The sequence below is a fragment of the Nonomuraea longicatena genome (genome assembly GCF_039525605.1).
GTDB classification, from domain to species: domain Bacteria; phylum Actinomycetota; class Actinomycetes; order Streptosporangiales; family Streptosporangiaceae; genus Nonomuraea; species Nonomuraea longicatena.
The window spans coordinates 79340-102401 of sequence record NZ_BAAAHQ010000031.1 but is presented as its reverse complement, the minus strand read 5'-3'; the positions used below and the strand labels follow the sequence as shown (position 1 = coordinate 102401).

The 23062-nt window shown below is 72.1% G+C and carries 26 protein-coding genes; 2 read left to right on the top strand and 24 right to left on the bottom strand.

The features are described from left to right. Positions 1-6: 6 nt before the first annotated feature. From ABD120_RS26790 to ABD120_RS26710, 17 genes are all read right to left on the bottom strand, one after another. Complete coding sequence (locus ABD120_RS26790) at positions 7-537, bottom strand: TetR/AcrR family transcriptional regulator (protein WP_343952844.1); 531 nt, start codon at positions 535-537, stop codon at positions 7-9. A gap of 51 nt (positions 538-588) precedes the next feature. After that, a complete protein-coding gene (locus ABD120_RS26785) occupies positions 589-906 on the bottom strand; it encodes an antibiotic biosynthesis monooxygenase family protein (protein ID WP_343952843.1) in 318 nt (105 codons plus the stop codon). Positions 907-908: 2 nt separating this feature from the next. Continuing rightward, complete coding sequence (locus ABD120_RS26780; RefSeq protein ID WP_343952842.1) at positions 909-2537, bottom strand: FAD-dependent oxidoreductase; 1629 nt, start codon at positions 2535-2537, stop codon at positions 909-911. A 13-nt stretch (positions 2538-2550) separates the two neighbouring features. After that, on the bottom strand, positions 2551-3759 hold the full coding sequence (locus ABD120_RS26775; RefSeq protein ID WP_343952841.1) for a ketosynthase chain-length factor: 1209 nt from the start codon (positions 3757-3759) through the stop codon (positions 2551-2553). Next, entirely contained in the window at positions 3756-5027 is a 1272-nt protein-coding gene (locus tag ABD120_RS26770; RefSeq protein ID WP_425564039.1) for a beta-ketoacyl-[acyl-carrier-protein] synthase family protein, read from the bottom strand. The genes ABD120_RS26775 and ABD120_RS26770 overlap by 4 nt, the downstream gene beginning before the upstream one ends. Next, the gene (locus ABD120_RS26765) at positions 5024-5437 is read right to left on the bottom strand and encodes a cupin domain-containing protein (protein ID WP_343952840.1); all 414 of its coding nucleotides are present in this window, start codon (positions 5435-5437) and stop codon (positions 5024-5026) included. The genes ABD120_RS26770 and ABD120_RS26765 overlap by 4 nt, the downstream gene beginning before the upstream one ends. Next, positions 5434-6447, bottom strand: coding sequence for a class I SAM-dependent methyltransferase (locus ABD120_RS26760; protein ID WP_343952839.1), 1014 nt, complete (start codon positions 6445-6447; stop codon positions 5434-5436). Before ABD120_RS26760 ends, ABD120_RS26765 begins: the two co-directional genes overlap by 4 nt. 2 nt (positions 6448-6449) lie before the next feature. Continuing rightward, the gene (locus ABD120_RS26755; protein WP_343952838.1) at positions 6450-6761 is read right to left on the bottom strand and encodes a TcmI family type II polyketide cyclase; all 312 of its coding nucleotides are present in this window, start codon (positions 6759-6761) and stop codon (positions 6450-6452) included. After that, positions 6712-8253, bottom strand: coding sequence for an AMP-binding protein (locus ABD120_RS26750; RefSeq protein WP_343952837.1), 1542 nt, complete (start codon positions 8251-8253; stop codon positions 6712-6714). The genes ABD120_RS26755 and ABD120_RS26750 overlap by 50 nt, the downstream gene beginning before the upstream one ends. Positions 8254-8308: 55 nt before the next feature. Next, complete coding sequence (locus ABD120_RS26745; RefSeq protein WP_343952836.1) at positions 8309-8761, bottom strand: SRPBCC family protein; 453 nt, start codon at positions 8759-8761, stop codon at positions 8309-8311. A 2-nt stretch (positions 8762-8763) separates the two neighbouring features. Beyond that, positions 8764-9003 carry an acyl carrier protein gene (locus tag ABD120_RS26740; protein ID WP_343952835.1) on the bottom strand — a complete coding sequence of 80 codons (240 nt, stop codon included), beginning with the start codon at positions 9001-9003 and terminating at the stop codon, positions 8764-8766. Between the two features lie 5 nt (positions 9004-9008). Further along, positions 9009-10061, bottom strand: a complete 1053-nt coding sequence (locus tag ABD120_RS26735) for a methyltransferase (protein ID WP_343952834.1) — start codon at positions 10059-10061, stop codon at positions 9009-9011. A gap of 10 nt (positions 10062-10071) precedes the next feature. Beyond that, on the bottom strand, positions 10072-10323 hold the full coding sequence (locus tag ABD120_RS26730; RefSeq protein WP_343952833.1) for an acyl carrier protein: 252 nt from the start codon (positions 10321-10323) through the stop codon (positions 10072-10074). A 45-nt stretch (positions 10324-10368) separates the two neighbouring features. Further along, positions 10369-11727, bottom strand: a complete 1359-nt coding sequence (locus ABD120_RS26725; protein ID WP_343952832.1) for an acetyl-CoA carboxylase biotin carboxylase subunit — start codon at positions 11725-11727, stop codon at positions 10369-10371. An 11-nt stretch (positions 11728-11738) separates the two neighbouring features. Then, the gene (gene accB, locus ABD120_RS26720; RefSeq protein WP_343952831.1) at positions 11739-12206 is read right to left on the bottom strand and encodes an acetyl-CoA carboxylase biotin carboxyl carrier protein; all 468 of its coding nucleotides are present in this window, start codon (positions 12204-12206) and stop codon (positions 11739-11741) included. Beyond that, complete coding sequence (locus ABD120_RS26715) at positions 12203-13891, bottom strand: acetyl-CoA carboxylase carboxyltransferase subunit alpha (RefSeq protein WP_343952830.1); 1689 nt, start codon at positions 13889-13891, stop codon at positions 12203-12205. The genes accB and ABD120_RS26715 overlap by 4 nt, the downstream gene beginning before the upstream one ends. 97 nt (positions 13892-13988) lie before the next feature. Then, the gene (locus tag ABD120_RS26710) at positions 13989-14909 is read right to left on the bottom strand and encodes a UbiA family prenyltransferase (RefSeq protein WP_343952829.1); all 921 of its coding nucleotides are present in this window, start codon (positions 14907-14909) and stop codon (positions 13989-13991) included. A 213-nt stretch (positions 14910-15122) separates the two neighbouring features. Here ABD120_RS26710 and ABD120_RS26705 point away from each other — a divergent pair, with 213 nt between their 5' ends. After that, positions 15123-16007, top strand: a complete 885-nt coding sequence (locus tag ABD120_RS26705; RefSeq protein ID WP_343952828.1) for an AfsR/SARP family transcriptional regulator — start codon at positions 15123-15125, stop codon at positions 16005-16007. Here the strand turns inward: ABD120_RS26705 and ABD120_RS26700 are convergent. From ABD120_RS26700 to ABD120_RS26685, 4 genes are all read right to left on the bottom strand, one after another. Continuing rightward, the gene (locus tag ABD120_RS26700) at positions 15982-16653 is read right to left on the bottom strand and encodes a response regulator (protein WP_343952827.1); all 672 of its coding nucleotides are present in this window, start codon (positions 16651-16653) and stop codon (positions 15982-15984) included. The two genes, ABD120_RS26705 and ABD120_RS26700, sit on opposite strands and share 26 nt — an antisense overlap. Next, positions 16637-17617: a sensor histidine kinase gene (locus ABD120_RS26695; RefSeq protein WP_343952826.1), complete on the bottom strand. Its 981-nt coding sequence runs from the start codon at positions 17615-17617 to the stop codon at positions 16637-16639. The genes ABD120_RS26700 and ABD120_RS26695 overlap by 17 nt, the downstream gene beginning before the upstream one ends. Before the next feature lie 377 nt (positions 17618-17994). Next, entirely contained in the window at positions 17995-18894 is a 900-nt protein-coding gene (locus tag ABD120_RS26690; RefSeq protein ID WP_343952825.1) for a lantibiotic dehydratase C-terminal domain-containing protein, read from the bottom strand. A 144-nt stretch (positions 18895-19038) separates the two neighbouring features. Next, entirely contained in the window at positions 19039-19887 is an 849-nt protein-coding gene (locus tag ABD120_RS26685) for an alpha/beta hydrolase family protein (RefSeq protein ID WP_343952824.1), read from the bottom strand. 141 nt (positions 19888-20028) lie between these two features. Here ABD120_RS26685 and arfB point away from each other — a divergent pair, with 141 nt between their 5' ends. Then, entirely contained in the window at positions 20029-20427 is a 399-nt protein-coding gene (gene arfB / locus ABD120_RS26680) for an alternative ribosome rescue aminoacyl-tRNA hydrolase ArfB (RefSeq protein ID WP_343952823.1), read from the top strand. 3 nt (positions 20428-20430) lie between these two features. Here the strand turns inward: arfB and ABD120_RS26675 are convergent, their stop codons facing one another. From ABD120_RS26675 to ABD120_RS26665, 3 genes are all read right to left on the bottom strand, one after another. Continuing rightward, entirely contained in the window at positions 20431-21465 is a 1035-nt protein-coding gene (locus ABD120_RS26675) for a S66 family peptidase (RefSeq protein WP_343952822.1), read from the bottom strand. Then, positions 21462-22268, bottom strand: coding sequence for an alpha/beta fold hydrolase (locus tag ABD120_RS26670; protein ID WP_343952821.1), 807 nt, complete (start codon positions 22266-22268; stop codon positions 21462-21464). The genes ABD120_RS26675 and ABD120_RS26670 overlap by 4 nt, the downstream gene beginning before the upstream one ends. A gap of 65 nt (positions 22269-22333) precedes the next feature. Beyond that, complete coding sequence (locus ABD120_RS26665) at positions 22334-23011, bottom strand: glycerate kinase (RefSeq protein ID WP_343952893.1); 678 nt, start codon at positions 23009-23011, stop codon at positions 22334-22336. Positions 23012-23062: the final 51 nt, after the last annotated feature.

Sequence of the window (23062 nt, the reverse complement as noted above, 5' to 3'; positions counted from 1 at the left end):
CAGGTGTCAGTCGGTCAGGTCGAGCAGCACTTCGAGCTGGGCGAAAACGGCGGGCGCCTGGTCGGGGGCGAGGCTGACGCCCCGGGCGACGGAGATGACCAGGTCGGCGGTGGCGGCCACGTCGGCGCCGGGCAGGGCTTCGGCGAGCACCCCGCGCAGGGCCTCGTGCCAGCCGCGCTCGCTGCGCGTGACCACCTCGGCGATCCGCGCGTCCCTCGCGGCCCGCAGGTCCAGCTCGCGCAGGACGGCGAACAGTTCGGGACGGGCACGGATCATGTCGGCCAGCACCGCCAGGTGGTACCTGACCGTGGCGGCGGCGCTGGGCTGGGGCGGCATCGTCTTCCAGAACTGGCGGGTGGCGTGCTCGACCACCGCGGCCACCAGGTCCTCCTTGGTCGGGAAGTAGTGGTGGAGCGTCGAGTGGTCGATGCCGGCCTCCTTGGCGACCTCGCGGAGGCGGAGCCCTTCGAACCCTCGGGCGGCGATGCAGTTGAAGGCGGCCTCGACCAGCGCCTGTTGCCTGCTTCCGGAATTCAAGGGCTCCTCCATGATGTTCAACCAACCACTTGGTGGACACTCACCATAACATCAGACCTCGTGCGTGTAGGCGACGCGGCAGAAGATGGGCTCGATCTCCGCCAGCGCCCTGCAGGCCGCGAAGTGCTCCTGGACCGCGGGATGGGCGCGCATGGCCTCGAAGTCCGCCTTGCTGCGCCACTGCGCGTAGTTCACCACCCGGGTGCCGTCGTCGCTGAGGTGCACGTTCGCCGACACATAGCCGGGAAATGCGGTGATCACGCCGGTGGCCTCCAGGATGATGTCGTACATGCGCCGCTGGTTCTCCGGAGCCACCCGGAAGACGTTGATCAGCGTGTAGTGGCCGCCGGCCGTCGAGATGGTGGCCATCGTCACACCTCCCGGTCTCGCGCGGTGATCCGGCCGAGGACCGTGCGCAGCAGGTCCTCCGGCCGGTCTCCGGCGCCAGGCGAGCGCCAGGCGACGAACCCGTCCGGGCGCACCAGCAGCGCCCCCTGCGAGGTCAGGCCGGTGAGCTCGCAGAAGCGGCCCTCGGCGTCCGCCAGGTCGCCGCCGACCCGGTGCACGGTGAGCGGCAGGCCGAGCGCCGCCCCCGCCGCCCGCGCGGCCTCGGCCCAGGCGCCGCCGTCCTGCGCCGCCAGCAGCACGAACGTGTCCGTCGCCAGTTCGACCGTGGACACCTTGGCGCCGTCGCGCTCCAGCCACACGTGCGGCACCCGCATCCCGGGACGGCCGTCGATGCGCAGCTCCCCTTCCAGGGGCTCACCGCCCTTCTCGCCCTCGAACGCGCCCTCGGGGTAGCGGTAGCCGGTGCTGATCACCGTGGAGTTCCGCAGGTCGGGATGCCCGCCGTCGCCCTCGCTGCGCGTGGTCTGGCGGATCCACGCCTGGTCGGCGGTCGCCCTGCCCACCGGGTGTCGCTCCTGCTCGTAGGTGTCGAGCAGGCCGTCCCCCGCCCAGCCACGCAGTACGGCGGCGAGCTTCCAGGCCAGGTTGTGGGCGTCCTGCATGCCGGAGTTGGCCCCGTAGCCGCCCGCCGGCGGGTGCACGTGGCAGGCGTCGCCGACCAGGAAGACCCGGCCAGAGCGGTAGGCGTCAGCGACCTCGTGGGCCAGCCGCCAGCGGTTGACGAGCTGGATGTCGGCGGACAGGTCCGGCTCGCCCAGCGCCGTGCGCAGCAGTTCCAGCGCCTTGTCCTTCGACGTCTCGGCCCCGGCGTGCCGTTCGGGGTCGAAGAACAGGCCGAACACCCAGCGGGTGGCGTCGAAGCGGTGCAGCAGTCCCGCGGCCTCGTTGAGCAGGTAGGCGATGAGGAACCTGCGCCCGTCGACGACGGCGTCCAGGTCGGCCTCGAACAGGATGCTGAGCACGTGGCCGATGGTGCCGTTGCCCGAGCGGGTGATCCCCAGGGACTCGCGGACGGGACTGCTCACGCCGTCCGCGGCGATCAGGTAGCGGGCCCTGACGCTGCGCCGTTCGCCCGTGGCGGTGTCCCGGATGACGGCGTCCACCCCGTCCGGGTCCTGCTCGAAGGAGACCAGCTCCGTGCCGAACTCGACGCGGGCGCCCCGCCGGGTCGCCTCGCCGACCATCAGCGGCTCCAGCCGGTCCTGGCCGCACCAGGCGGGCTCCATGGGACTGGCGTCGGCCACCTCGACCGTGCCCTCCTCCATGACGAAGGCGCGGCCGTCACCGATGTCGGACAGGCGCTTGGCGCCGAGGATGGCCCTCGGCAGCAGGTCGGCCGGAGAGTTGGGCTGCGTCCAGTGCTCGCCCGGCACCAGCCGCAGGCCGCGCGCGCGGATCTCCGGCTCCAGCCCGACGCTGTGGAACAGCTCCATCGTGCGGGCGCTGACGCCCGCAGCGCGCAGCAGCCGCGCCGTCGTGCTGTTGCGTTCGACCAGGTGGACGTCCACGCCCTGCCGGCTCAGGAACAGGGCGGTGGCCAGGCCGTTCAGCCCGCCTCCGACGACCAGGACGGATACCTCGATGTCTGCCATGACGGCTCCTTGGTTAGGCGGCCCGCGCCACGAGGGCCGAGTTGAAGCCCCCGTTGCCTCGGGCGATGACGAGGGTGTTGCGCACCGGCAGGCGCCGGGGCGTACCTGCGACCAGGTCGATCCCGTACTCCTCGGGGACCTCTCCCCCGTACGGCACGGCCGGGACCACGCCGTCGCGGATCATCAGCAGGGCGGCGGCGACGTCCAGCGGCCCGCCGCCCGAGTAGAGACGCCCGGTGAGGCTCTTGGGCGCGGCCACGGGCACGCCGCGCGGGCCGAAGACCGCGCGGACCGCCTCGGCCTCGGCCGCGTCGAGTTCGGGCAGGCCGCCCGCGTCGGCCAGGACCACGTCGACGTCGGCGGGCTCCAGCCCCGCCTCGGCCAGCGCACCGAGGATGGCGCGCGGCAGCGCCGACGGCCGCCCGGTGCCGGGCGCGGGGTCGAACGTGGCCGCGTACCCGGCCAGTTCGCCGTACACGCGGGCACCGCGCTCGCGGGCGAGCCCGGCCTCCTCCAGCAGCAGCATGGCCCCGCCCTCGCCGGGCAGGTAGCCGGAGGCGCCTCGGGTGAAGGGCAGGTAGGCGCCCTCGCGGCTGAGACGGCCGGTCGGTATCTGCCCGGTCAGCCCCCACGGGCACAACGGGGCCTCCATCCCGCCGGTGATCGCCGCCTTGAGCGTCCCGTTGCGGAGCAGGCGGCGGGCGTGGTTGAGCGCGTCGAGGCCGCCCGCCTGCTCGGTGACGAGCACGGAACTGTGGCCTCTGACGTCGTGCCGCAGCGAGAGCTGCCCGGTGTTCACGGCGTAGAACCAGGCGAACGACTGGTAGGGGCTGACCCGGTGCGGGCCCTCGCTCCACAGTTTGCGCAGCTCCCGGTGGCCGAACTCGTAGCCGCCGCAGGCGTTGGAGGTGACGACGCCCACGTCGTAGACGCCGAGCGCGCCGGGGTCGAAGACGGCGTCCTCCAGCGCCCACGCGGTCGCGGCCAGCGAGAACTGGGTGACCCGGTCGGTCTGCGGGACCAGCCGTCCCGGCACGACCGGCCGGGGCGCGAAGTCGAGCACCTCGCCGCCGTGCCGTACGGGATAGCGGTCGGGGTCGAAGCGGGTGAGACGGCGCAGGCCGGTGCGCCCGGCGAGGGTGGCCTGCCAGTACGCTTCCAGGCCCAGCCCGTTGGGCGCCACCACGCCGAGTCCGGTGACCACCGTCGCGCCGCCGCTCATGCCGCCCGCCCCCTCGGGCCGCGCAGTACCGCCGCGCTCTGGAAGCCGCCGAACCCGCTGGCGACGCTGAGCGCCACGTCGACGCGCGCCTGCCTCGCCACCCTCGGCGTGTAGTCGAGGTCGCACTGCGGGTCGGGATCGTGCAGCGTGGCCGTGGGCGGTACGACGCCGTGCTCGATGGCCAGCGCGCAGGCGGCCAGTTCGATGGAGCCGACCGAGCCGAGCGCGTGGCCGATCGCCGCCTTGATCGAGCTGATCGGCACACCGTAGGCGGCGGCGCCGAGCGCCTTCTTGAACGCGGCGGTCTCGTGCAGGTCGTTCTGCCTGGTGCCGGAGCCGTGGGCGCTGATGTAGCCGAAGTCCTCCGGGTTCACCCTGGCCTGGGCCATGGACACGGTGATCGCCTCGGCCATCTCCGCGCCATCGGCCCGCAGTCCGGTCATGTGGTGGGCGTTGCACCGGGTGGCGAATCCGGCGACCTCGGCGTAGACGTGCGCGCCCCGCCTGCGGGCGTGCTCGTACTCCTCCAGGACGATGATCGCCGCGCCCTCGCCGAGCACGAACCCGTCGCGGGTGATGTCGAAAGGGCGGCAGGCGCGCTCCGGGTCGTCGTTGCGCGGGGTCGTGGCCTTGATGGCGTCGAAGCAGGCGGAGGTGATCGGGGAGATCGGGGCGTCGGAGGCTCCCGTGATCACGACGTCTGCCGAGCCCTCCCTGATCAGCTCCAGGGCGTAGCCGACCGAGTCCATGCCCGACGTGCAGCCGGTCGAGACGACGGTGGCCGGGCCCTCCGCGCCCGCCCGCCAGGCCAGTTCCCTGGCCATCGAGCTGGGCACGAAGTAGTCGAAGAGCCACGGATCGGCGCGGGTGTGGTCGACCAGCCAGCGCTCGCCCAGGTGGCTGGTGGCCGCGTACTGCCGGTCCAGGCTCATGGTGGCGCCGATGGCGGTGCCGACCGCCACTCCGGTCCGCTCGGGGGCGGCCGGCGAGCCGGACAGGCCGCTGTCCTCCAGTGCCTCGCGCAGCGAGTGGAGCGCGAACTGCAGCACCCGGTCGTACCGGGCGACCTCGTGCTCGGTGAAGCCCTCGGCGAGCGGGTCCCAGTCGACCTCGGCCGCGAGGCGCGAGCGGAAGCGGCTGGCGTCGAACAGGGAGATCGGCCGGGTGGCGGTGCGGCCGGAGGTGATGAACTCCCAGAACTCCTTGCGGCCGACGCCGCCGGGGACGCACATGCCGATTCCGGTGATGACTGCCCTTCTCACGATCATCCTCCCACTGACGGCGGGGGCGCGGCCGGGAACGGCATCGGCTCCACGTCCACGTGCCCCAGTTCGGGGCTGGGGGCGAGCGGCGCGATCTGGAAGACCACGAGCGCCGGCCGCTCGCCGGTGTTCTCGATCCGGTGCTCCGTGCCGCGCGGCACGAACAGGGCGTCGCCCTGCGCGGCGGCCAGTTCCTCGCCGCCGATGCGGACCGTCAGGCGGCCCTCGGCGACGAACCAGAACTCATCGGAGTACGGGTGGTAGTGGGCGGCCACGATCTCGCCCGGCGCGAGGCTCATCGTGCCGAGGAAGCCCGAGGTGGAGCCCACGCGCGCGGGCGTCAGCAGTGCCCTGATGTCGCAGCCGAACCGTTTGGTCGGCGCGACGTCGCCCAGCGAGACCTTGCGGGCGCTCATGCCGCCCTCCCGGCCAGCAGCACGTGGAAGTCGATGCCGGGCCGGTCCACCGGCTCGTTGGCGATGATCCGCAGTCCGGCCTCGGCCAGCAGCCGCTCGTAGGTCTGCTCGGAGTGCACCTCGCCCTGGGCGGTCCAGGCGAGCATGAGCAGGTCGAACAGGTAGGGGGCGGGGTCCTGCGCGGGTGTCCGGCCGGAGGTGGTGAAGCCCACGATGCCGAGCCGGCCGTCCGGTTTGAGGACCGACGCGGCCCGCGCCAGCAGTTCGGCGGCGCGCTCGGCGGAGAAGTGGTGCAGCACGTTCGTGACCAGCACCAGGTCGTACGGTCCGCCGAGCGGCGTGTCGAACATGTCGCCCGCGATGCGCTCGACCCGGTCGGCGACACCCAGCCTGACGGCGTGCTTGTGCGCCTCGTCCAGCACGTTCGCCCAGTCCAGCGACCACACGCGGGCCTGCGGGTAGCGCTTGGCGGCGGTGTAGCCGTAGATGCCGTGGCCGCAGGCCACGTCGAGCACGTCCAGTTCCGCCCGGTCCGTCGCCCACGGTTTGAGGGTGTCGGCCAGCAGTTCCGCCGTCGGCTCGGCGACCACGTCGGCGTGGCGGGCGAAGTCCTCCCAGAAGGCGTACCCGGCGGTCTCCGCGTTCTCGGCGAGCACGGACCCGCCGTGCCGTACGGCCTCGGCGATGCGCCGGTGCGCCTCCCACTCCCGGTCGCCGGCGAAGACGTGCACCATGCCGGCCGCGTAGCCGGGCCGGCCGGGGACGAGCAGGTCGGCGTGGGCTTCGGTGAGCCAGAAGCGGGTGCCGTCGGTCTCGGCGAGGCGCACGGCGGCCAGCGCGTTGAGCAGGATACGGGTGCCCCGGGCGTCGGCGCCGACGCGCACGGCCACCTCGCCGGGCGCCGCGGGCCCGTCGGCCAGGTGCGTGAAGACGTCGAGGTCCACGGCGGCGCGCAGCAGGCTCGTCCGGTGGTATGCCTTCATCATCGCGAAAAGCTGCCTGCGATCCATGATCACTCCGCTTCCCAGCAGTAGAACTCGGTGGCGCGGGAGTCTCTCGGCCCCTGCCACGTCGGGACGTACGGGCTCAGGTACGGCTTGACCCGCTCGGCGGTCTCGGCGAAGACCGGGTGGGCGCGCCAGGCGTAGATGCGGTCCATGAGGTCGCCGTCGAGGGTGTCGGGCGCCTCGACCAGGTGGAAGTACAGGCCGTGGTAGCTGAACAGGGTGCGGCGCACTGCCCCGATGTCGGTGGGCAGGCTCGAACGGTCGTGGTCAGCGAACGCCCGCGCCACGTGGGGCGCGTCGCCCGGACTCATCTTCATGACGAGGAGTGCCCGCTGCATGTCCGTCCTCCAGGAGCTCGATGATGGCCGAGCGGTCGATCTTGCGGTTGGTGTTGAGCGGCAGCCGGTCCAGCCGGGTGAAGGTACGCGGCACCAGGTGGCCGGGCAGGCGGGAGCGCAGCGCCGCACGCAGTTCCGGCTCGCCGGCGGCGTCCGCGCCGGTGTGGACGGCCGCCAGCCAGGTGCGGCCGGCGCCGTTCGACATGGGCACCACGACCGCCTCGACGACGCCGGGCTGGGCGCGCAGGACGGTCTCGATCTCGCCGAGTTCGACGCGGTAGCCCTGGATCTTCACCTGGTGGTCCAGGCGGCCGAGGTGGACGAGGGCGCCGCCGTCCCTGCGGACCAGGTCTCCGGTGCGGTACCAGAGGCCGGGCGGGGCGGACGGCAGGTCGCCGCAGACGCTCGCGCGGGTGCCGTCGAAGGCGACGAAGCGCCCGGCGTTGTCGGCCGGGTCCAGGTAGCCGTCGAAGCGCTGCGGCCCGCGCACGCACAGTTCACCCTGGTCCGCGGGGCGGCCGTCGGCGTCGATCACCAGTTCCTCGTGGCCCGGGTAGAGGGTGCCGATCGGGACGCCGCCGTCGGCGGGCGCGGGCCAGTGCTCCACCTGCTCGGGGAGCCGGTACTGGGTGCAGCTCAGGGTGAGTTCCGTCGGGCCGTACAGGTTCTCGATGACCGAGTGCGGCGCGGCCGCCCGCCAGGCACGGGCCTGGTCGAGGGTGAGCCGTTCGCCGCAGAACAGGCTCCATCGCAGCTCCGGCAGGCTGCCCTCGGGCAGGCGGCCGAGTTGGACGGCCACCGACACGAGCGAGGGCACGGAGAACCAGTGGGTGATGCGCTCCCTGGCGGCGAACCTGGCGGGGGCCAACAGGTCGCCCCGGGTGGGCACGACGAGTTCGGCGCCGGATCCCCAGGCCGCGAACAGGTCGAAGACCGACAGGTCGAAGGTCAGGTCGAAGGTCTGCGTGAGTCTGCTGCCGGGTCCGAGCCCGTAGCGCGGGATGACGTGGGACAGGTAGGCGGACACGTTGGCGTGGCTGATCGGCACGCCTTTCGGGGTGCCGGTCGAGCCGGAGGTGAACAGGATGTAGGCGATGCTGTCGCGGCGCTCGGCCGTGCCGTTCCGGCCTGCGACCTCGCCCGTGCCGGTGATGACGGCGTCGGCGCCCGAGGCGGCGGTGATCTCCTCGTTGCGCGCCTGCGGCCAGGCCGGGTTGAGCGGCACCACCACCGCGCCGGCGCGCTGGGCGGCGAGGTATCCGGCGTAGGCGGCGGCCTGCCGGGTGGCGTGCAGCGCGACGGTGGCGGGGGCGGTGCCGCAGGCGGCGACCAGCCGTTCGGCCAGCAGTGCGGCGTGCTCCTCCAGTTCGGCGTAGGTGAGTGTGCCGGCCGAGGTCCGCAGGGCGGGGCGCGTGGGGTGCCGCGCCGCGGCGGCGGCGAACCAGTCGTACAGGGTGCGATGCGTTGTCATGGAAGTCTCCTGCCGGGGCCTTCGGCGGCTCGCCGCCGAAGGCCCGTGCTCGGCGTCACGCGGCGGCCGCTTTTTCGACCTTCTCCTTGATGACCGCCATCTGGATGAGGGTGTTGCGGTTGATGCGGTCGGTGATGGAGACCAGGTCGAAGGGGGCCTCGGGCTTGACGGCGAACTCCTGCCGCCAGCGCATCCGGGTGCCGCCGTCCTCCTCGGCGTAGTCCCACCTGATCTTCATGTACTCGAAGGGCCCGGTCTCGACGCGGTGGGCGGAGGCGTTTCTGCCCGTCCTGTCGCTGGTGCGCCTGCTGACCCAGCTCCAGACGGAGCCGTCGGGGTCGGGCACCATGGTCAGCCGGAAGGTCACGGTGTCGCCCTGCTCCTCCAGCACGTCGATCGCGGCGTACTCGGTGAACAGGTTCGGCCAGTTCCGGACGTCGTTGGTGATCTTCCAGGTGACGTCGAACGGCGCGGCGATCCAGACGGAGTTGTCGGTGCTGCCGGACATGGTCATCCTCCATTCGCCACGAGGTCGTGGATGTCGGCGGGGCTGAGCTCCCCGGTGGTCTCCGGGAGCGACACTCGGTACCTCTGCTCGATCACGGTCTGGAGCTCCAGGACTCCGATGGAGTCCACGCCCAGGTCGGTGAGCGAGGCGGTCCAGGAACGATCCAGGACGTCGTCCTCCAGGCCCAGGTTGGCCGTGAGGATCCCCCTGAGCGCGTGCGCGCCGTAGTCCTCGGTCGTCATGGCGCTCACACGGCCTTGCACTCAAGGAGGGTCCAGTGGTAGACCGACGGCTCCCGGACCAGCTCGAAGCCCGCGCGGGCGAACAGCGCCCGCCAGTCGTCGAGGCTGCGCTCGCGCCCGCCGAAGAGCACCAGCATGTCCACGTCGAGGAACTTGCCGTGGTCCCAGGCGTTGTCCGGCGCGAGCACCGAGTCGAACACCAGCAGCCGGGCGCCGCTGCCGCCGATCGCCGCCCTGGTCTTGCGCAGCAGGTGCTCGGCCTTCTCGTCCGACATCCAGTGCAGGACGGCCTTGAACAGGTAGGCGTCGTAGCCGGGGACGATCTCCGACTCCAGCAGGTCACCGCCCTCGACGGTGACGCGGTCCCCGACCCCGTGCTCGGCAAGGACCTGCCCGGCCTTGCGGACCTCGTCCGGGTAGTCGGTCAGGTAGGCGCGCATCCCCGGGTTGCGGCGCAGCACCTGCGCCAGGAAGAAGCCGTCGCCGCCGCCGAGGTCGGCGAGGCTCGTGAAGCGCTCGAAGTGGTACTGCTCCAGCTCCTCCTCGACGAACTGGCGGCTCCAGAAGGACATGAACTCGTTGAAGAACAGCCCGACCTCGGGGTTCTTCTCCAGGTAGGCGTTGAAGGACATGCCGAGCGCCTTCTCCACGGCGGGCTCGCCGGTGCGGACGCTGTGCATGATCTCGTCGTACGGCCGCGCGGTCAGCTCCAGGTTGTTGTACCTGACGAGCGGCAGCACGCCGTCGCCGTTGTCGGAGCGCAGTCCCTCGGCCAGCGGCGTGAGCCGGAAGACCTTGCCCGGTCCCTCCTCGAAGACGCCGACGGACGCGGCGTTGCGCAGTACCCGGTACAGCGCGTCCGGGTGCGCCCCTGCCCGCTCGGCGACGGTGCCGACGGGCAGCGGGCCGTCGGCGAGGATGTCGGCCACCCCGAGTTCGGCCAGTACGTGGATCACGCGCGAGAGCCGGCCGCCGCAGGCCAGCAGCAGCAGCTGCCTGGCGTGGAGTCTCGTGGGGTCGTTGTGGACGAGGTCCTTGTCGTTGCTGAGCACGGTCACCGGTGCCTCCTCAGGCGTTGATGAGCTCGTTGATGGTGTGCAGGGCCTGTCTGGGCGTCTTCATGTCGGCGAGGATCTCCTCGGCGAGGTCGATGCCGTACTGGTGCCTGATCTGGCTGAGGACCTCAAGCAGGGCGACGGAGTCGTAGCCGAGCTGCTCGAACAGGACGTCGACGACGCTGTCGTCGAGCCGTCCTTCGTCCGGTTCGCCGGCGTGGGTCTCCAGGAGCTCGATGAACTCGGCCAACGTGAATTCCCTCATGGCGACGACGCTAGGTCCGGCCGGTGAAGGCTCGATCCAGCCTGGTTACAGGCCGCCGCCGGCGCGCAGGCGTTCCAGGAAGCGCAGGTCGTGCTCGCCCGCCCGGAAGGTCGGGTGCGCGATGACGGCGCGGTGGAAGCCGATGGTGGTGCGCAGTCCCCTGCCCTCGACGCGGAACTCCGCGAGGGCCCGGTCCATCCGGTCGAGGGCCTCGTCCCGGGTGGGCGCCCACACGACGAGCTTGGCGAGCATCGGATCGTAGTAGGGGCCGACCTCCATGCCCGCCGTGTAGCCGGAGTCCACGCGGGTCCACGGGCCGGACGGCGGTTCGAAGACCTCCAGGGGGCCCGGCGCGGGCGCGAAGTCCCGGTCGGGGTCCTCGGCGTTGATGCGGCACTCGACGGAGGCCCCGGTGAGGACGACGTCCTCCTGCTTGAGCGAGAGCGGCAGCCCGGCCGCCACCCGGATCTGCTCCTTGATCAGGTCCAGGCCGGTGACCATCTCGGTCACCGGGTGCTCGACCTGGATGCGGGTGTTCATCTCCATGAAGGAGAAGCGGCCCTCCTCGTCGAGGAGGAACTCCATGGTGCCCGCGCCGCTGTAGCCGACCGACAGCGCGCCGCGCAGGGCAAGTTCCCCGATCCGGGCGCGGCCGGCCGCGTCCAGGCGGGTGCAAGGCGTCTCCTCGATGAGCTTCTGGTGGCGGCGCTGGATCGAGCAGTCGCGCTCGCCCAGGTGCACGCCGTCGCCGTCGAGGCCGCACATGATCTGGACCTCGACGTGGCGGGCGCCGGTCAGGTAGCGCTCCACGTAGACGGTGGGGTCGCGGAAGACCGCGTGCGCGCTCGCCCGTGTGGCGGTGAACGCCTCGGCGAACTCCCCTGGTTCGTGGACGACGGCCATGCCGCGCCCGCCGCCGCCCGCCGCGGCCTTGATGATGACCGGGTAGCCGATCTCGGCCGCGACGGCCGCGCCCTCCCGGACGGAGGCGACCGGCTCGATGGTGCCGGGCAGCATGGGCAGGCCCGCCTCGGCCATGAGCGCCCGCGCCGTGGCCTTGTTGCCGAGCCGCTGCATCACCTCCGGGCGGGGCCCGACGAAGACCAGGTCCTCCTGGGCGCAGATCTCGGCGAAGTCGGGGTCCTCCGACAGGAATCCGTAGCCGGGGTGGACGGCGTCGGCGCCGGTGGTGCGGGCGGCCTCGATGATGTTGGGGATGTTGAGGTAGCTGGCGCCGGGCGGCGGCGGGCCGATGTGCACGGCCTGGTCGGCCATGCGCACGACGGGTGAGTCCCGGTCGGCGCTCGAGTACACGGCGACGACGCCGATGCCCAGCTCGCGGCAGGCGCGGGCGATGCGGAGAGCGATCTCGCCCCGGTTGGCGATGAGGAGTCTGCTGAACACGCCGTCTCCCGTCAGTCCGCGTCGCCGTCGGGGACGATGCGCACGAGGGGCTGGTCGTACTGGACCGGCTCCCCGTCGGAGGGGTAGATCTCGGCGACCCGGCCCGCCACCTCCGCGTCGATCTTGTTCATCAGTTTCATGGCCTCGACGATCGCCAGCGTCTGCCCGACGCCGACGAGGTCGCCGACACGGACGAACGGCTCGGCGCCCGGCTGCGGGGCCCGGTAGAACGTTCCCACCAGTGGCGCCGCCACCACGTGGCCCTCGGGGACGGCCTGCGGCGCGGGGGCGGGCTCCGGTCCCGGCGCGGACCGGGGCGGCTCCTCCTCCTGCTGCCGCCCCGGCCACTCGATCTCGACGACGTGCTCGACGGCCCTGATCGCGATCCGGCTCGGTCTGCCGGGTCTGCTGCGTACCAGGTCGGCGGCCTCGCCCCACAGCGCGCGCAGGTCCTGCACGCCGTTGCGTTCCTCGTTCATCGGGTCCGTGCCTCCTCGGGCAGGTGGGCCGTGCCGCCGATCCGGCGGATGCGCCGGTGCCGGGTGGCGATCAGGGTGGCCTGGTCGAGGGCGGCGAGCTCGTCGAGCTGTTCGAGTACGGCCCTGCGCAGGCCGGCCGCCGCCGCGCCGGGGTCGGTGTGCGCGCCCCCGGGCGGTTCCGGCACCACCCCGTCGGCGACGCCGAGTTCCAGCAGGTCGGCGGCGGTGATCTTGAGTGCGGTGGCGGCGGCCAGGGCGGCGTCGGAGGTCCGCCACAGGATGGCCGCGCAGCCCTCGGGGCTGATCACCGAGTAGAAGCTGTTCTCCAGCATCAGCAGCCGGTCGCAGGTGGCCAGCGCCAGCGCGCCGCCGCTGCCACCCTCGCCGGTCACGACCGCGACGACGGGGACGCCGAGCCTGCTGGAGCGGCTGATCATCTGGGCGATCGCGGTGGACTGGCCGCGTTCCTCCGCCTCGACTCCCGGGTAGGCGCCGGGTGTGTCCACCAGGGTGACGACCGGCAGGCCGAAGCGCTCGGCGTGCTCAAGCAGGCGCAGCGCCTTGCGGTAGCCCTCCGGGTGCGGCATGCCGAAGTTGCGGTGCACCAGTTCCCTGGTGTCGTGGCCCTTCTGGTGCCCGATGACCACGACGGAACGGCCGCCGATCCTGGCGAGGCCGGCGACGACGGCCGGGTCGTCGGCGAACCAGCGGTCGCCGTGCAGTTCGACGAACTCGTCGAAGGCGTCGCGCAGGTAGTCGAGCGTGGTCGGGCGGCCGGCGTCCCTGGCCAGCCGTACCACCGTCCAGGCGTCGGCGCCCCGGTCGCTCCGATGCCGGACGGCGGAGGGCCCGGTGAGCGGGTCGGCCCGCCCGGCCGGGGCGTGCAGCGACAGCAGCCCGGCCAGCAGCGGGCGCAGGTTCGCCCGGGGCTCGACCCGGTCGACGAGCCCGTGCTCCAGCAGGAAGCCGCTGCTCTGGAAGCCCTCGGGCAGTTCCTCGCGGATGGTCTGCCTGATCACCCGGGGCCCCGCGAACCCGACCAGCGCGCCGGACTCGGCGATCACGATGCTGCCGAGCATGGCGAAGGAGGCCGACACCCCGCCGAAGGTCGGGTCCGTGAGCACGCACACCGACAGCACCCCGGCCTCGGCAAGGCAGGCGAACGCCTGGCTGGTCTTGGCCATCTGCAGCAGCGACAGCGCGCCCTCCTGCATGCGTGCCCCGCCGGAGGCGCACACGACGACGAGCGGGTGCCTGGTGCGCTCGGCGTGCTCGGCCGCGCGGGCGACGAGTTCGCCGACGGCGCCGCCCATGCTGCCGCCCATGAAGGCGAATTCCATGACGGCCAGGACGACGGGGTGCCCGCCGATCCGCGCGGTGCCGCTGACCAGTGCGTCGTGTTCGCCGGTCGCACGCCTGGCCTCCGCCAGCCGGTCGGGGTAGGGGCGGCGGTCGGTGAAGCCGAGCGGGTCGTCCCTCGCGGTGGTCTCGTGGTCGAGTTCGGTGAAGCTGCCCGCGTCCGCGAGCGACGCGATGCGCTGCCGGGCGCTGAGCCGCCAGTGGTGCGAGCATTCGGGGCAGACGTGGAGGTTGCGCGCGAGCCGCTTCAGGTACAGCAGGCTTCCGCATCCCGGACACCTGCTCCACCGGGGCTCTTCAGTTTCCGTGGTCATTTGTATGGACATATCGGACCTCTGCTTCGTGAGACCGTCGCCGCCATTGAAGAAGGCCCTCTTCCAGGCCCGATCCAGGGCGGCAAGGAGCCGGGTCCACGACCGGCCCTCACAGGGCCAGGCCGACCAGCACCCCGGCGTGCGAGCCGTACTGAGTGGTCATGAAGGCGCGGTACGGCTGCCGCCGCGCCGCCCGGCCGCCGCCCGGCGAAGCCAGCGTGAGCCCGGCGACGACGAGCGCGCCCAGCAGCGTCACCCAGGCGGCGGCGACGAGCACCGGCGCCAGGTGCAGGGCGGCGCCCATGAAGGCGAGGCCGAGCACGGGCGCGAGCAGCGCGACCAGGTGCCTGGCGCCGCGCTCGCCCAGCAGCACGGCGACCGTACGGCGACCGGCCGCGCGGTCGCCGTCGACGTCGCCGAAGTCCTTGGTGACGGCGCCGACCAGACCCATCCACAGCGACATCGCGACCGCGCACAACAGCTGTGGCAGCCCGCCGCCCTCCCCCGCGCTGACGGAGCCGGCCAGGTAGGTCATCAGCCCGCCCAGGACGACGACGGCGATCGTCGCGCCGGAGTTGTTCTTGAGCTGGAACGGCGGCGCCGAGTACAGGTAGCCGAGCGCCAGGAACCCGGCGACCGCCACGAAGAACTCCGCGCCCATGCCGAGCCCGCAGGCCAGCGCCAGCAGCCCGCTCACCCGGGCGTAGCGCAGCGCGGTCCGCCTGGGCAGCGCGCCGGAGGCGATGGGCCGACGGGAGCCGTTGACCCGGTCGGCCAGCACGTCGCTCGTCCCGTTGAGCAGGTACACGAAAACGACCGCGCACTCCCAGGAGAAGGCGCCGAACGCGACGGTGGCGATGTCGGTCCCCGCGGTGTAGCCGAGCGCCGCGCCGGTGAGGAAGCGGAGCAGGAAGATGGCCTGGACGATCGGGCGGGCTTCGGACAGGCAGTGCACGAGGTCGGAAACCGCGGTGGCGGGAATTCTCCGAAGGACGACACCTCTCGCGGGTGTCGTGATGTTGTTGCCCATATACCGGACCGTATGGGCGCCGCCCGCGCGCGGAGAAGAGGTGTACTGCGTAGGTTAGCCGCAGGTGTAACACCGGGGTCCGGAAGTATTACATCCCCACCGGAAACGATGTAGCACTACCGGATCGTATACGCGGACTTTCGATGAGTTCGTCTTGTGTCGGGCGCGGCTCCCTTTCTAGGGTCTTGGCATTCCGCTACGAATGAGGTGCCAATGATTCGGTTCACGATTCTGGGCGCGCTGACGGCGATGAACGGGGCGCGGGAATTCACTCCGACCACACCCAAGGTCTGCCAGGTCCTCGCCCTGCTGCTCTCGCGGGCCGGCCGCGTCGTGGGGTTCAGGTCGCTGGTCGAGGAACTGTGGGAGGAGGACCCGCCGAAGACGGCGCTGAGCACCGCTCAGACCTACATCTACCAGCTCAGGAAGGCCATCGAGCGGGAGAGCCCGCAGGGGCTGCTGGTGACCAGGCCCTTCGGCTACATCCTGCGGGTGGACGGGGAACGGCTGGACGCGCACGTCTTCCAGCGGCTGCTCGGCGAGGGGCGGCGGGCGCTGGCCGACGGCCGGTACGCCGAGGCTTCGCGCAAACTGGCCCAGGGGCTGGAGCTGTGGACCGGGCCGGTGCTGGCCGACGTCGTCCAGGGGCCGCTGTTGCGCACGTACCAGGTGCATCTGGAGGAGGAGCGGCTGCGCGCCCTGGAGCTGCGCATCGAGGCCGACGTGATGCTCGGCAGGCACCGCGAGCTCGTCGGCGAGCTGAAGGCGCTGGCCGCGACGTACCCGCACCACGAGTGGTTCCACGGCCAGCTCATCTCGGCGCTGTGCCGCAGCGGGCGGCGCAGCGAGGCGCTGCACGCCTACCGCGACGTGCGGACGGTCCTCAGCCGGGATCTCGGCATCGACCCGTCGCGGGAGCTGCAGGACCTGCACCAGGCCGTACTGACCACGGAACTGCCCGCAGGGCCGGCCACGGTGTCGGCCACGGTGTCGGCCACGGTGTCGGCCACGGTGCCGGCCGATGTGGCGGCCAAAGGGCCTGAGGCCCGGTTCGCCGGCCGTCCCCTGGAGCTCATTCGTCGGTCCAGCTCGGGATGAGCGAGGCCGAGATGGCCTTGCTCACCGCGTCGATCCTGGAGACCGCGCCGAGCTTGGTGAAGATGCTGTGCAGATGACGTTTGACCGTCGCCTCCGTGAGGTGGAGCTGGCCGGCGATCTGCGCGTTGCTGAGCGCGCCGGAGGCGAGCCTGAGCACCTCGATCTCCCGCGCGGACAGCGTGCCGATCGGAGGGCGGTCGTCGCGCACGGGGCCGCGCATCCCGGCCACGCTCCCGGCGGAGATCGACAGCAGCACCCGGGTGGGACTCGTGTGCGCCATCCTGACCGCCGCCATCAGCTCCGACCAGCTCGCGCTCTTGAGCAGGTAGCCCCGGGCGCCGAGCGCGACCAGCTCCTGGATCAGCCGGGGCTCGTCCTGCATGCTCACGATGATGACCCGGGTGCCGGGTGAGACCGCCTTCACGGCCCGGACGGTGACGGTGACGTCCTCGCCGGGCAGCGACACGTCGAGCAGCAGGATGGCGGGCCGCAGCTCGGCGACCAGTTTGACGGCGGTGGCGCCGTCGCCCGCCTCCCCCACGACCTCGATGTCGTCCTGGTCGTGGAAGACCTCGCGCAGCCCGACGCGGAAGAGCGTGTGGTCGTCCACGATGGCGACCGTGATCCGGTCAGTCGGTGCCGGCATGTGCGTTCCTCAGCAGTGGAACCGTCAACTCCACGCGCGTGCCCTTGCCGATCCGGCTGGAGACCAGCGTGCTGCCGCCGATGAGGGCGGCCCGCTCGGCCATGATCGACAGGCCGGCGCCGTCCTCCGCGCCCTCGGCGGCGAAGCCCTTCCCGTCGTCGGCCACCGTCGCCCGCAGTTCGTGGGGCGCGATGACGATCTGCACCAGCACCTGTTCGGCCCCGCTGTGGTCGAGCGCGTTGCGCAGCGCCTCCCTGACGATCAGGAACACCTCGTCGCGCGTGTGCGGTTCCACCCAGCTCTCGTCGCCGTCGATGAACAGGAACGTGGCCGCCTCCACCGGCTCGGCCCCCTCCAGGAATGCCTGCAGCGCCTTCTCCAGGTTGGTCACCGACTCCGACACGCGCAGGTCGCCGATGAGCTTGCGCAGGGACTCCATGGCCTCCTCCATCGCCAGCCGGGCCAGGGAGATGCTGCGCCGGGCGGCCTCCGGGTCGCGCCGAAGGCGGTGGTCGAGGATGTCCAGATGCCGGTGGGCGACGGTGACCCCGTAGCTGACCCGGTCGTGGAGCTCGCGGGCGATGCGGCCGCGCTCGACGGACTGCACCCGGTGGATCTCCTGCAGCAGGAAGCTCGCATACCAGCTCGACGCGCCTCTGATGCGCGTCGCGATGCTCTTGCTCAGCAGCAGCGACACCTCGTACAGCGTCTGCCTGGCGTCGTCGTGGTCGGTGACGAGCCGCTGGTTGACCCAGCCCAGGACCACCTCGAAGAGGATCTCGGCGGCCCGCAGCGACTCGGTCGGGTGCACGCCGTGGCGGGCCCTGGTGACGGCGATCTCCATGCTGAGGATCACCTCTTCGGCGACCGCCCCCGGGCCCGCGCCACGCAGCCCGTCGACCACGTCGGCGACGATACCGGCCATACTGGCCCGCAACTGCGACGCGAACTCGGGGTTGCGCAAAAGTAAACTGCTCGCGTTATTCAGCGCCTGTTCGTAGGCCGCTCCAATCTCCGAATGCGAGGATTCCAGCAGGTCTGCCACTGAACTCCGGCTGCCACGTCCTGGCTCGGGTCGCCCCACGATCGCCCCACGAGGATAGATGAAGCAGCCCAGCGCATGACTGTGCAACAAGGCCCCCGTTTGCAGTTACCATTCTCCGATAACTCTCCGCCCCCCTGTCAAACAATTGCCACCTATCGGGGCTGTGTCAACCTTTCAGGTGAAATGCCTGGCTGTGACGGCGGGGCGCGAGAAAGATCATTGATGCGGCTGCCCGCTGTCGCGGATTGTTGCGTCGCGGCGATCGACAACGCGCACGAATCGACAGCGTTTCCCGGTCACGGCTCCTCCGCCGCCAGTGCCAGGACGGCCTCGGCCGCCAGGCGGCGCAGGGCCTCCTCCTCGACCAGCGGCACCCCCAGCCGGTTGCAGGCCAGGCGCGCGCACCGGTCGAGCAGGCCGAACAGGCTCGACACCCGGCGCCGGTACGGCGGCGCCGCCGTCATGGCCTCGCGCAGCGTGGTCGTGGACCTCGACCACGCCGCCAGCCTCCCCGAGCCGCCGCCCGCCCGGATCCGCCTGGCCAGCGCGACGGCCCGCGCCCGTTCCGGCTCCGCCCCCGCGTCGGCGTCGGCGTCGGTGATGCACCACTGCCGGGCGTCCGTGTCGGAGCGCGCGACCAGGTCGGCCAGGCGCCGCAGTTCGGGGACGGAGTGGAACCAGGCGACCAGCGCCATCTCGAACGCGGCGGCGGCCCGCTGCGGCGGCGCCGTACCGGTGAGCAGCAGGTCGAGCGCGATCCTGCTGGACTCCACGAAGTGGCGCCGCACCGCGCGCGCCGCCGCACCACGGCGCCCGCGCCGGTATGGCACGACCATCAGCGAGTTGTCCGGGTAGAGGCTGCGGGAGTAGCGCGGCACCCGCTCCCACCGCGCCAGCAGGGCGGCCATGCGCTCGTAGTCGCCCTGCCTGGCCGGGGTCGTGGACGGCCGCGCCGTGAAGAACTCGCCGAGGCGGCGGCCGACCAGCGCCTCGACGGCGGCCCGTTCCGCCGTCGGTTCCGGCAGCACCCGCAGCCGCAGGTGGTTGCCGCCGTCCCAGCCGCGCACGAAGAAGAAGTCCGTCGCGAGCCGCTCGTCCGCCAGTTCGGCGACCAGCGGGCCCACGGCCTGCACCAGCAGGTGGTCGAGATCGTCGTGGTAGAAGGCGTGCACGGCGACCCACTCCGCCTCATCCACCCTCGGCCTCCCTCGGGGCGGCGCGCGGCCCTCACTCCGCCCGCCGGTCGGGTTCCCCCATCCTGACGACGGCCGATCGCGGCTCGGTCCAGACTTGACCGAGCCGCTGCCCACGGCGGTAAGAGACCGAGTCGGAAGTGGGCCTCAGAGCACTAAGGGTTCGGGAACCGTCACATAGGGCCGCAGATGAGCGGAGATCGCCTGGCAGCCCAGGTACTTTCCCGCCGTGTGGAAGTCGATCCAGTCGAGGTTGACCAGGTGCTCCTCGTCCACGCCGGCGAAGCTGCCGTCCAGCAGCGGCGGGATGGCCGCGATGTCGTGCTTGTCGGCGATGTTCACCCAGCGGCCGACCCCTGCGGGCCGCTCCCCCCTGCCGTCGATCGGCGTGGGCAGCAGCCGCTCGAAGATGACGTTGCGCATGCCCAGCGGGCTGCCGAGGGTGATGAGCAGTTCGACCTTGAGGTCCGGGTTCGACCAGAAGGTCTCGTAGGCGACGACGCTGCCGAGCGAGTGCGCGATGACCACCTGCGGCCGATTGCGCCTGACCGCGCTCGCCACCACCGCCTGCGCCTGCTCCCGCCTGCGCGCGTCGGTCAGGTAGGTGGCCACCTCCGGCGCGAACATCTGGGCGAAGGCCACCGCCCGGGTGTCGAGCTTGTCCAGCAGCCAGCCGGTGAACTTCTTCAACGCCCCCGTCAGGTGTTCGCCCACGCCGAGTTCCCGCGCCCAGCCGGCCAGCACCTCCTGGGCGGGCCCGTCCATCTCCTCCTCCGGCGCGCGCCGCTTGGCCGGTTCGACCTCGTTGAGCAGGTGGGAGAAGTAGGCGATCTCGGCGACGTACGCGCCCGCCTCTCCCTCCGTCACCGCCAGCGAGCGGTGCAGGTAGCGGTCCCACTTGACCCGCATCGCCTCCGCCGCGCCCTCCACGGAGTGCCCGGCCTCCAGGTAGTAGTCGTACTTTCCGATTCCGTGCACGCCGACGATCGCCGTCACACTCGCCTCCCCCACTAACCTCGCCTGTCACCGAAGATCGTGGCACGAGTGGCTTGCATTTGGATTAATCCTGTTGCCGCCGGCGTTGGTCCCGGGGGTACCGTGAACGGGCCAGGTCCCAGCGCGCGAGGAGTTCCCGCCATGTTGTTCGTCACCGACTCGGTCGTCATCCCAGACGCCGAGCTCACGTGGCGATTCTCGCGTTCGTCCGGTCCGGGAGGACAGGGCGTCAACACGACCGACAGCCGCGTGGAGCTCGTCTTCGACCTGTCGGCCACGACCGCGCTGCCGCCCGAGCTCAAGGAGCGGGCGCTGGGCCGCCTGGGCGGGCCGTTGATCTCGATCGCCGCCTCCGAGCACCGTTCGCAGCTGCGCAACCGCGCCGCCGCGGGCGAGCGCCTGGCGCAGCGGCTGCGGGAGGCCATCGCGCCGCCGCCGAAGCGCCGCCGCGCGACCAAGCCGACCAGGGGCTCGGTCGAACGGCGGCTGGCGGCCAAGAAGGCCCGCTCAGACGTCAAGCGCCTGCGGCGCGACCACTGATCCTCAATAGTCGACGGTGATGCTCCTGCTGGGCCCGTCCACGCGGACGGTGCCGCCGTACGGGATCACCAGTTGCGGATCGGTGTGCCCGAGATCCACGTCGAAGACCACCATGGCCTCCGGTGCGTACGTCTCCAGGACCCGCAGCACGGCCGCCCGCTGCTGCTTCGCATACTCCGCCCGCTCGGCGAGATCGCCGGGGCGGTCGAACGACCACGCCTTGGGCCGGCCCCACAGGATCGCCGGGAAGCGGGCCAGCAGCCCCCGCTCCCCCATGTTGCGCAGCATGCGGAACACCTCGGTAGCCGACGGCAGTTCCTCGCTGGTCTCCAGGAACAGCACCAGGTCCGAGCGCTCCTCGACGCCGCGCACGTCGCGCCCGGCCGCGAGCAGCCAGGAAAGGATCTCCAGATCGCCGCCCCAGGAGGGGCCCTCGACCACCTGTTCCGGCCGGTGCCAGACCCAGCCCTCGGACGGCGTGGCGGGCGGCGGCGCGGTGAAGGAGTCCGGATCGGCCCAGTCCATGTCGACGTCGCTGAAGGAGCCGCTCTCGCGCAGCCGGAACGAACCGGAGGTGAACAGGGCGGCCCGCAGGGACTCCTCGGTCAGGGGATGCATGCCGCCGGACCGCCCCAGGTGCTGCATCACCCCGCCCCCGTGGTAGCCGACGAGGCCGAGACTCCACAGGTGCGCCAGCAGGTTGGTGTTGTCGCTGGAGCCGAAGAACGGCTTGGGGTTGGCGCGGATCACCTCGTCGTCCAGATGGGGGATGACGGTGATCTGGTCGTCGCCGCCGATGCTGGCGATGACCGCCTTGATCGTGGGGTCGGCGAAGGCGGCGGTGAGGTCGGCGGCTCGGGCGGAGGGGGAGGCGCCCATGACCCGGGTGGTGGGGTATTCCACCGGTACCAGGCCGAAGTCGTCGCGCAGGACGCGCAGCCCGGCCTCGAAGGGCAGCGGGAACACTCCCGGCAGCCCGGCGGCCGGGGACAGGACGGCGACCCGGTCGCCGGGCGCGGGCTTGGGCGGGTACCTCATCGGGTGTAGAAGTCGACGAGGAGCGGGGCGATCGCCTCGGCGGCCACGTCGTGGGTCTGGCCGGGCAGCCGGACGTGGTCGCTGCCGGGGACGGCCGCGACGATCGCGCGCGCGGCCGACTCGAAGAACTCGACGCCGCCGACCTCGTGCTCGTCGCCCGGCAGGCCGGTGATCACGCGGAGCGGCGCCTTGATCTGGGCGAGCCGGGCGGGGTCGGGCTGCCCGGTGCCGAGCGCGGCGGCGTCATAGAGGAGGGTGGGCGCGACGGCCTCGAAGGCGGGCCACATCGGCGACTGCCGCATCTGCTCGACGGCCTCGTCCGGGGCGCCGACGGTGCGCAGGAACGTGGCCATCATGTCGCCCTGCCTGCCCTCGGCGAGCTGGCCGCCGAGTGTCCTGACGTACTCGCGGTGGATGCCGGGCTGCTCCGGCGCGAGGTTGTAGGGCACCTCGTAGACGGCGACCTTGGCGACGGGCAGCCCGGCCGAGGCGGCCTCCAGCGCCAGCGCGCCGCCGGAGGAGATGCCGAACAGGTGGGCCACACCGCCGCCGGCCTCGATCAGCGCGGCCAGGTCCTCCAGCTCGCGCTCGACGTCGAACGCCGAGGGGGCGCTGCGGTCGTCGCTGTCGCCGCGCCCCCGCCGGTCGTAGTTGAGGACGGTGAAGTGCTCGGACAGGGCCTCGGTCAGCGGCACGTTCAGGCCCCGGGTGGCGGTGGCGCCGCCGATCAGGATGACGGCGGGACCGGATCCGGCGCGGTCGTAGGCGATCCGGGTGCCGTCGGCGGAGGTGGCGGTGGGCATCGGCGGTCCTCGATTCCGGTGGCGGTCCTATGACGAGGATCACCATACGCGACACCGCTCGCCGATCACCGGCTTCTGGACGCTCCGGCCATCTCGGGCAGGTGGGCCAGGCGGGTGCCCAGCAGGATCATGCGCAGCGCCCGTTCGGCGGATCCGACGAGGAACTCCTCGCCGCCGTCGATGGCCTCGGCCAGCTTCATCGGCCGGGGCAGGATGCTCTCGTAGGCGTCGATGCCCGCGGCGTGCACGTGGTGGGCGCCGGTGCCGATCGTGCCCGCGAGGGCGAGGACGGGCTTGCCGTACATCTTGGCCCTCCTGGCCACCTCGGCCGGGATCTTCCCCTCGGGCGTCTGGTAGTCGATCGAGCCCTCCGCAGTGATGACGAGGTCGGCTTCGGCGATCTTGCTGTCGAGGTCGGCGTGGTCGAGCAGGACGTCGAAGCGGGGCAGCAGCCTGCCGCCGAGCGCGGCCAGGCCCGCGCCGAGCCCGCCGGAGGCGCCGCTGCCCGGCGCGGTGCGCAGGCCGGTGGCGCCGAGGTCGCGTTCGATGACGTGCGCCCAGCGTTCGAGGGCGGCGGCGAGCTGCTCGACCTGCTCGGGGCTCGCGCCCTTCTGCGGGCCGAACACCCGGGCCACGCCGCGCGGGCCGCACAGCACGTTGAACGGGTTGCAGGCGATGAGCATCTCGACGTCCTTGACGCGGGCGTCGAGGCCGCCGATCTCGATGCGGTCGAGGCGGGCCAGGGCGGCGCCGCCGCGCGGCAGCGGCCGGCCGTCGGCGTCCAGGAGGGGGGC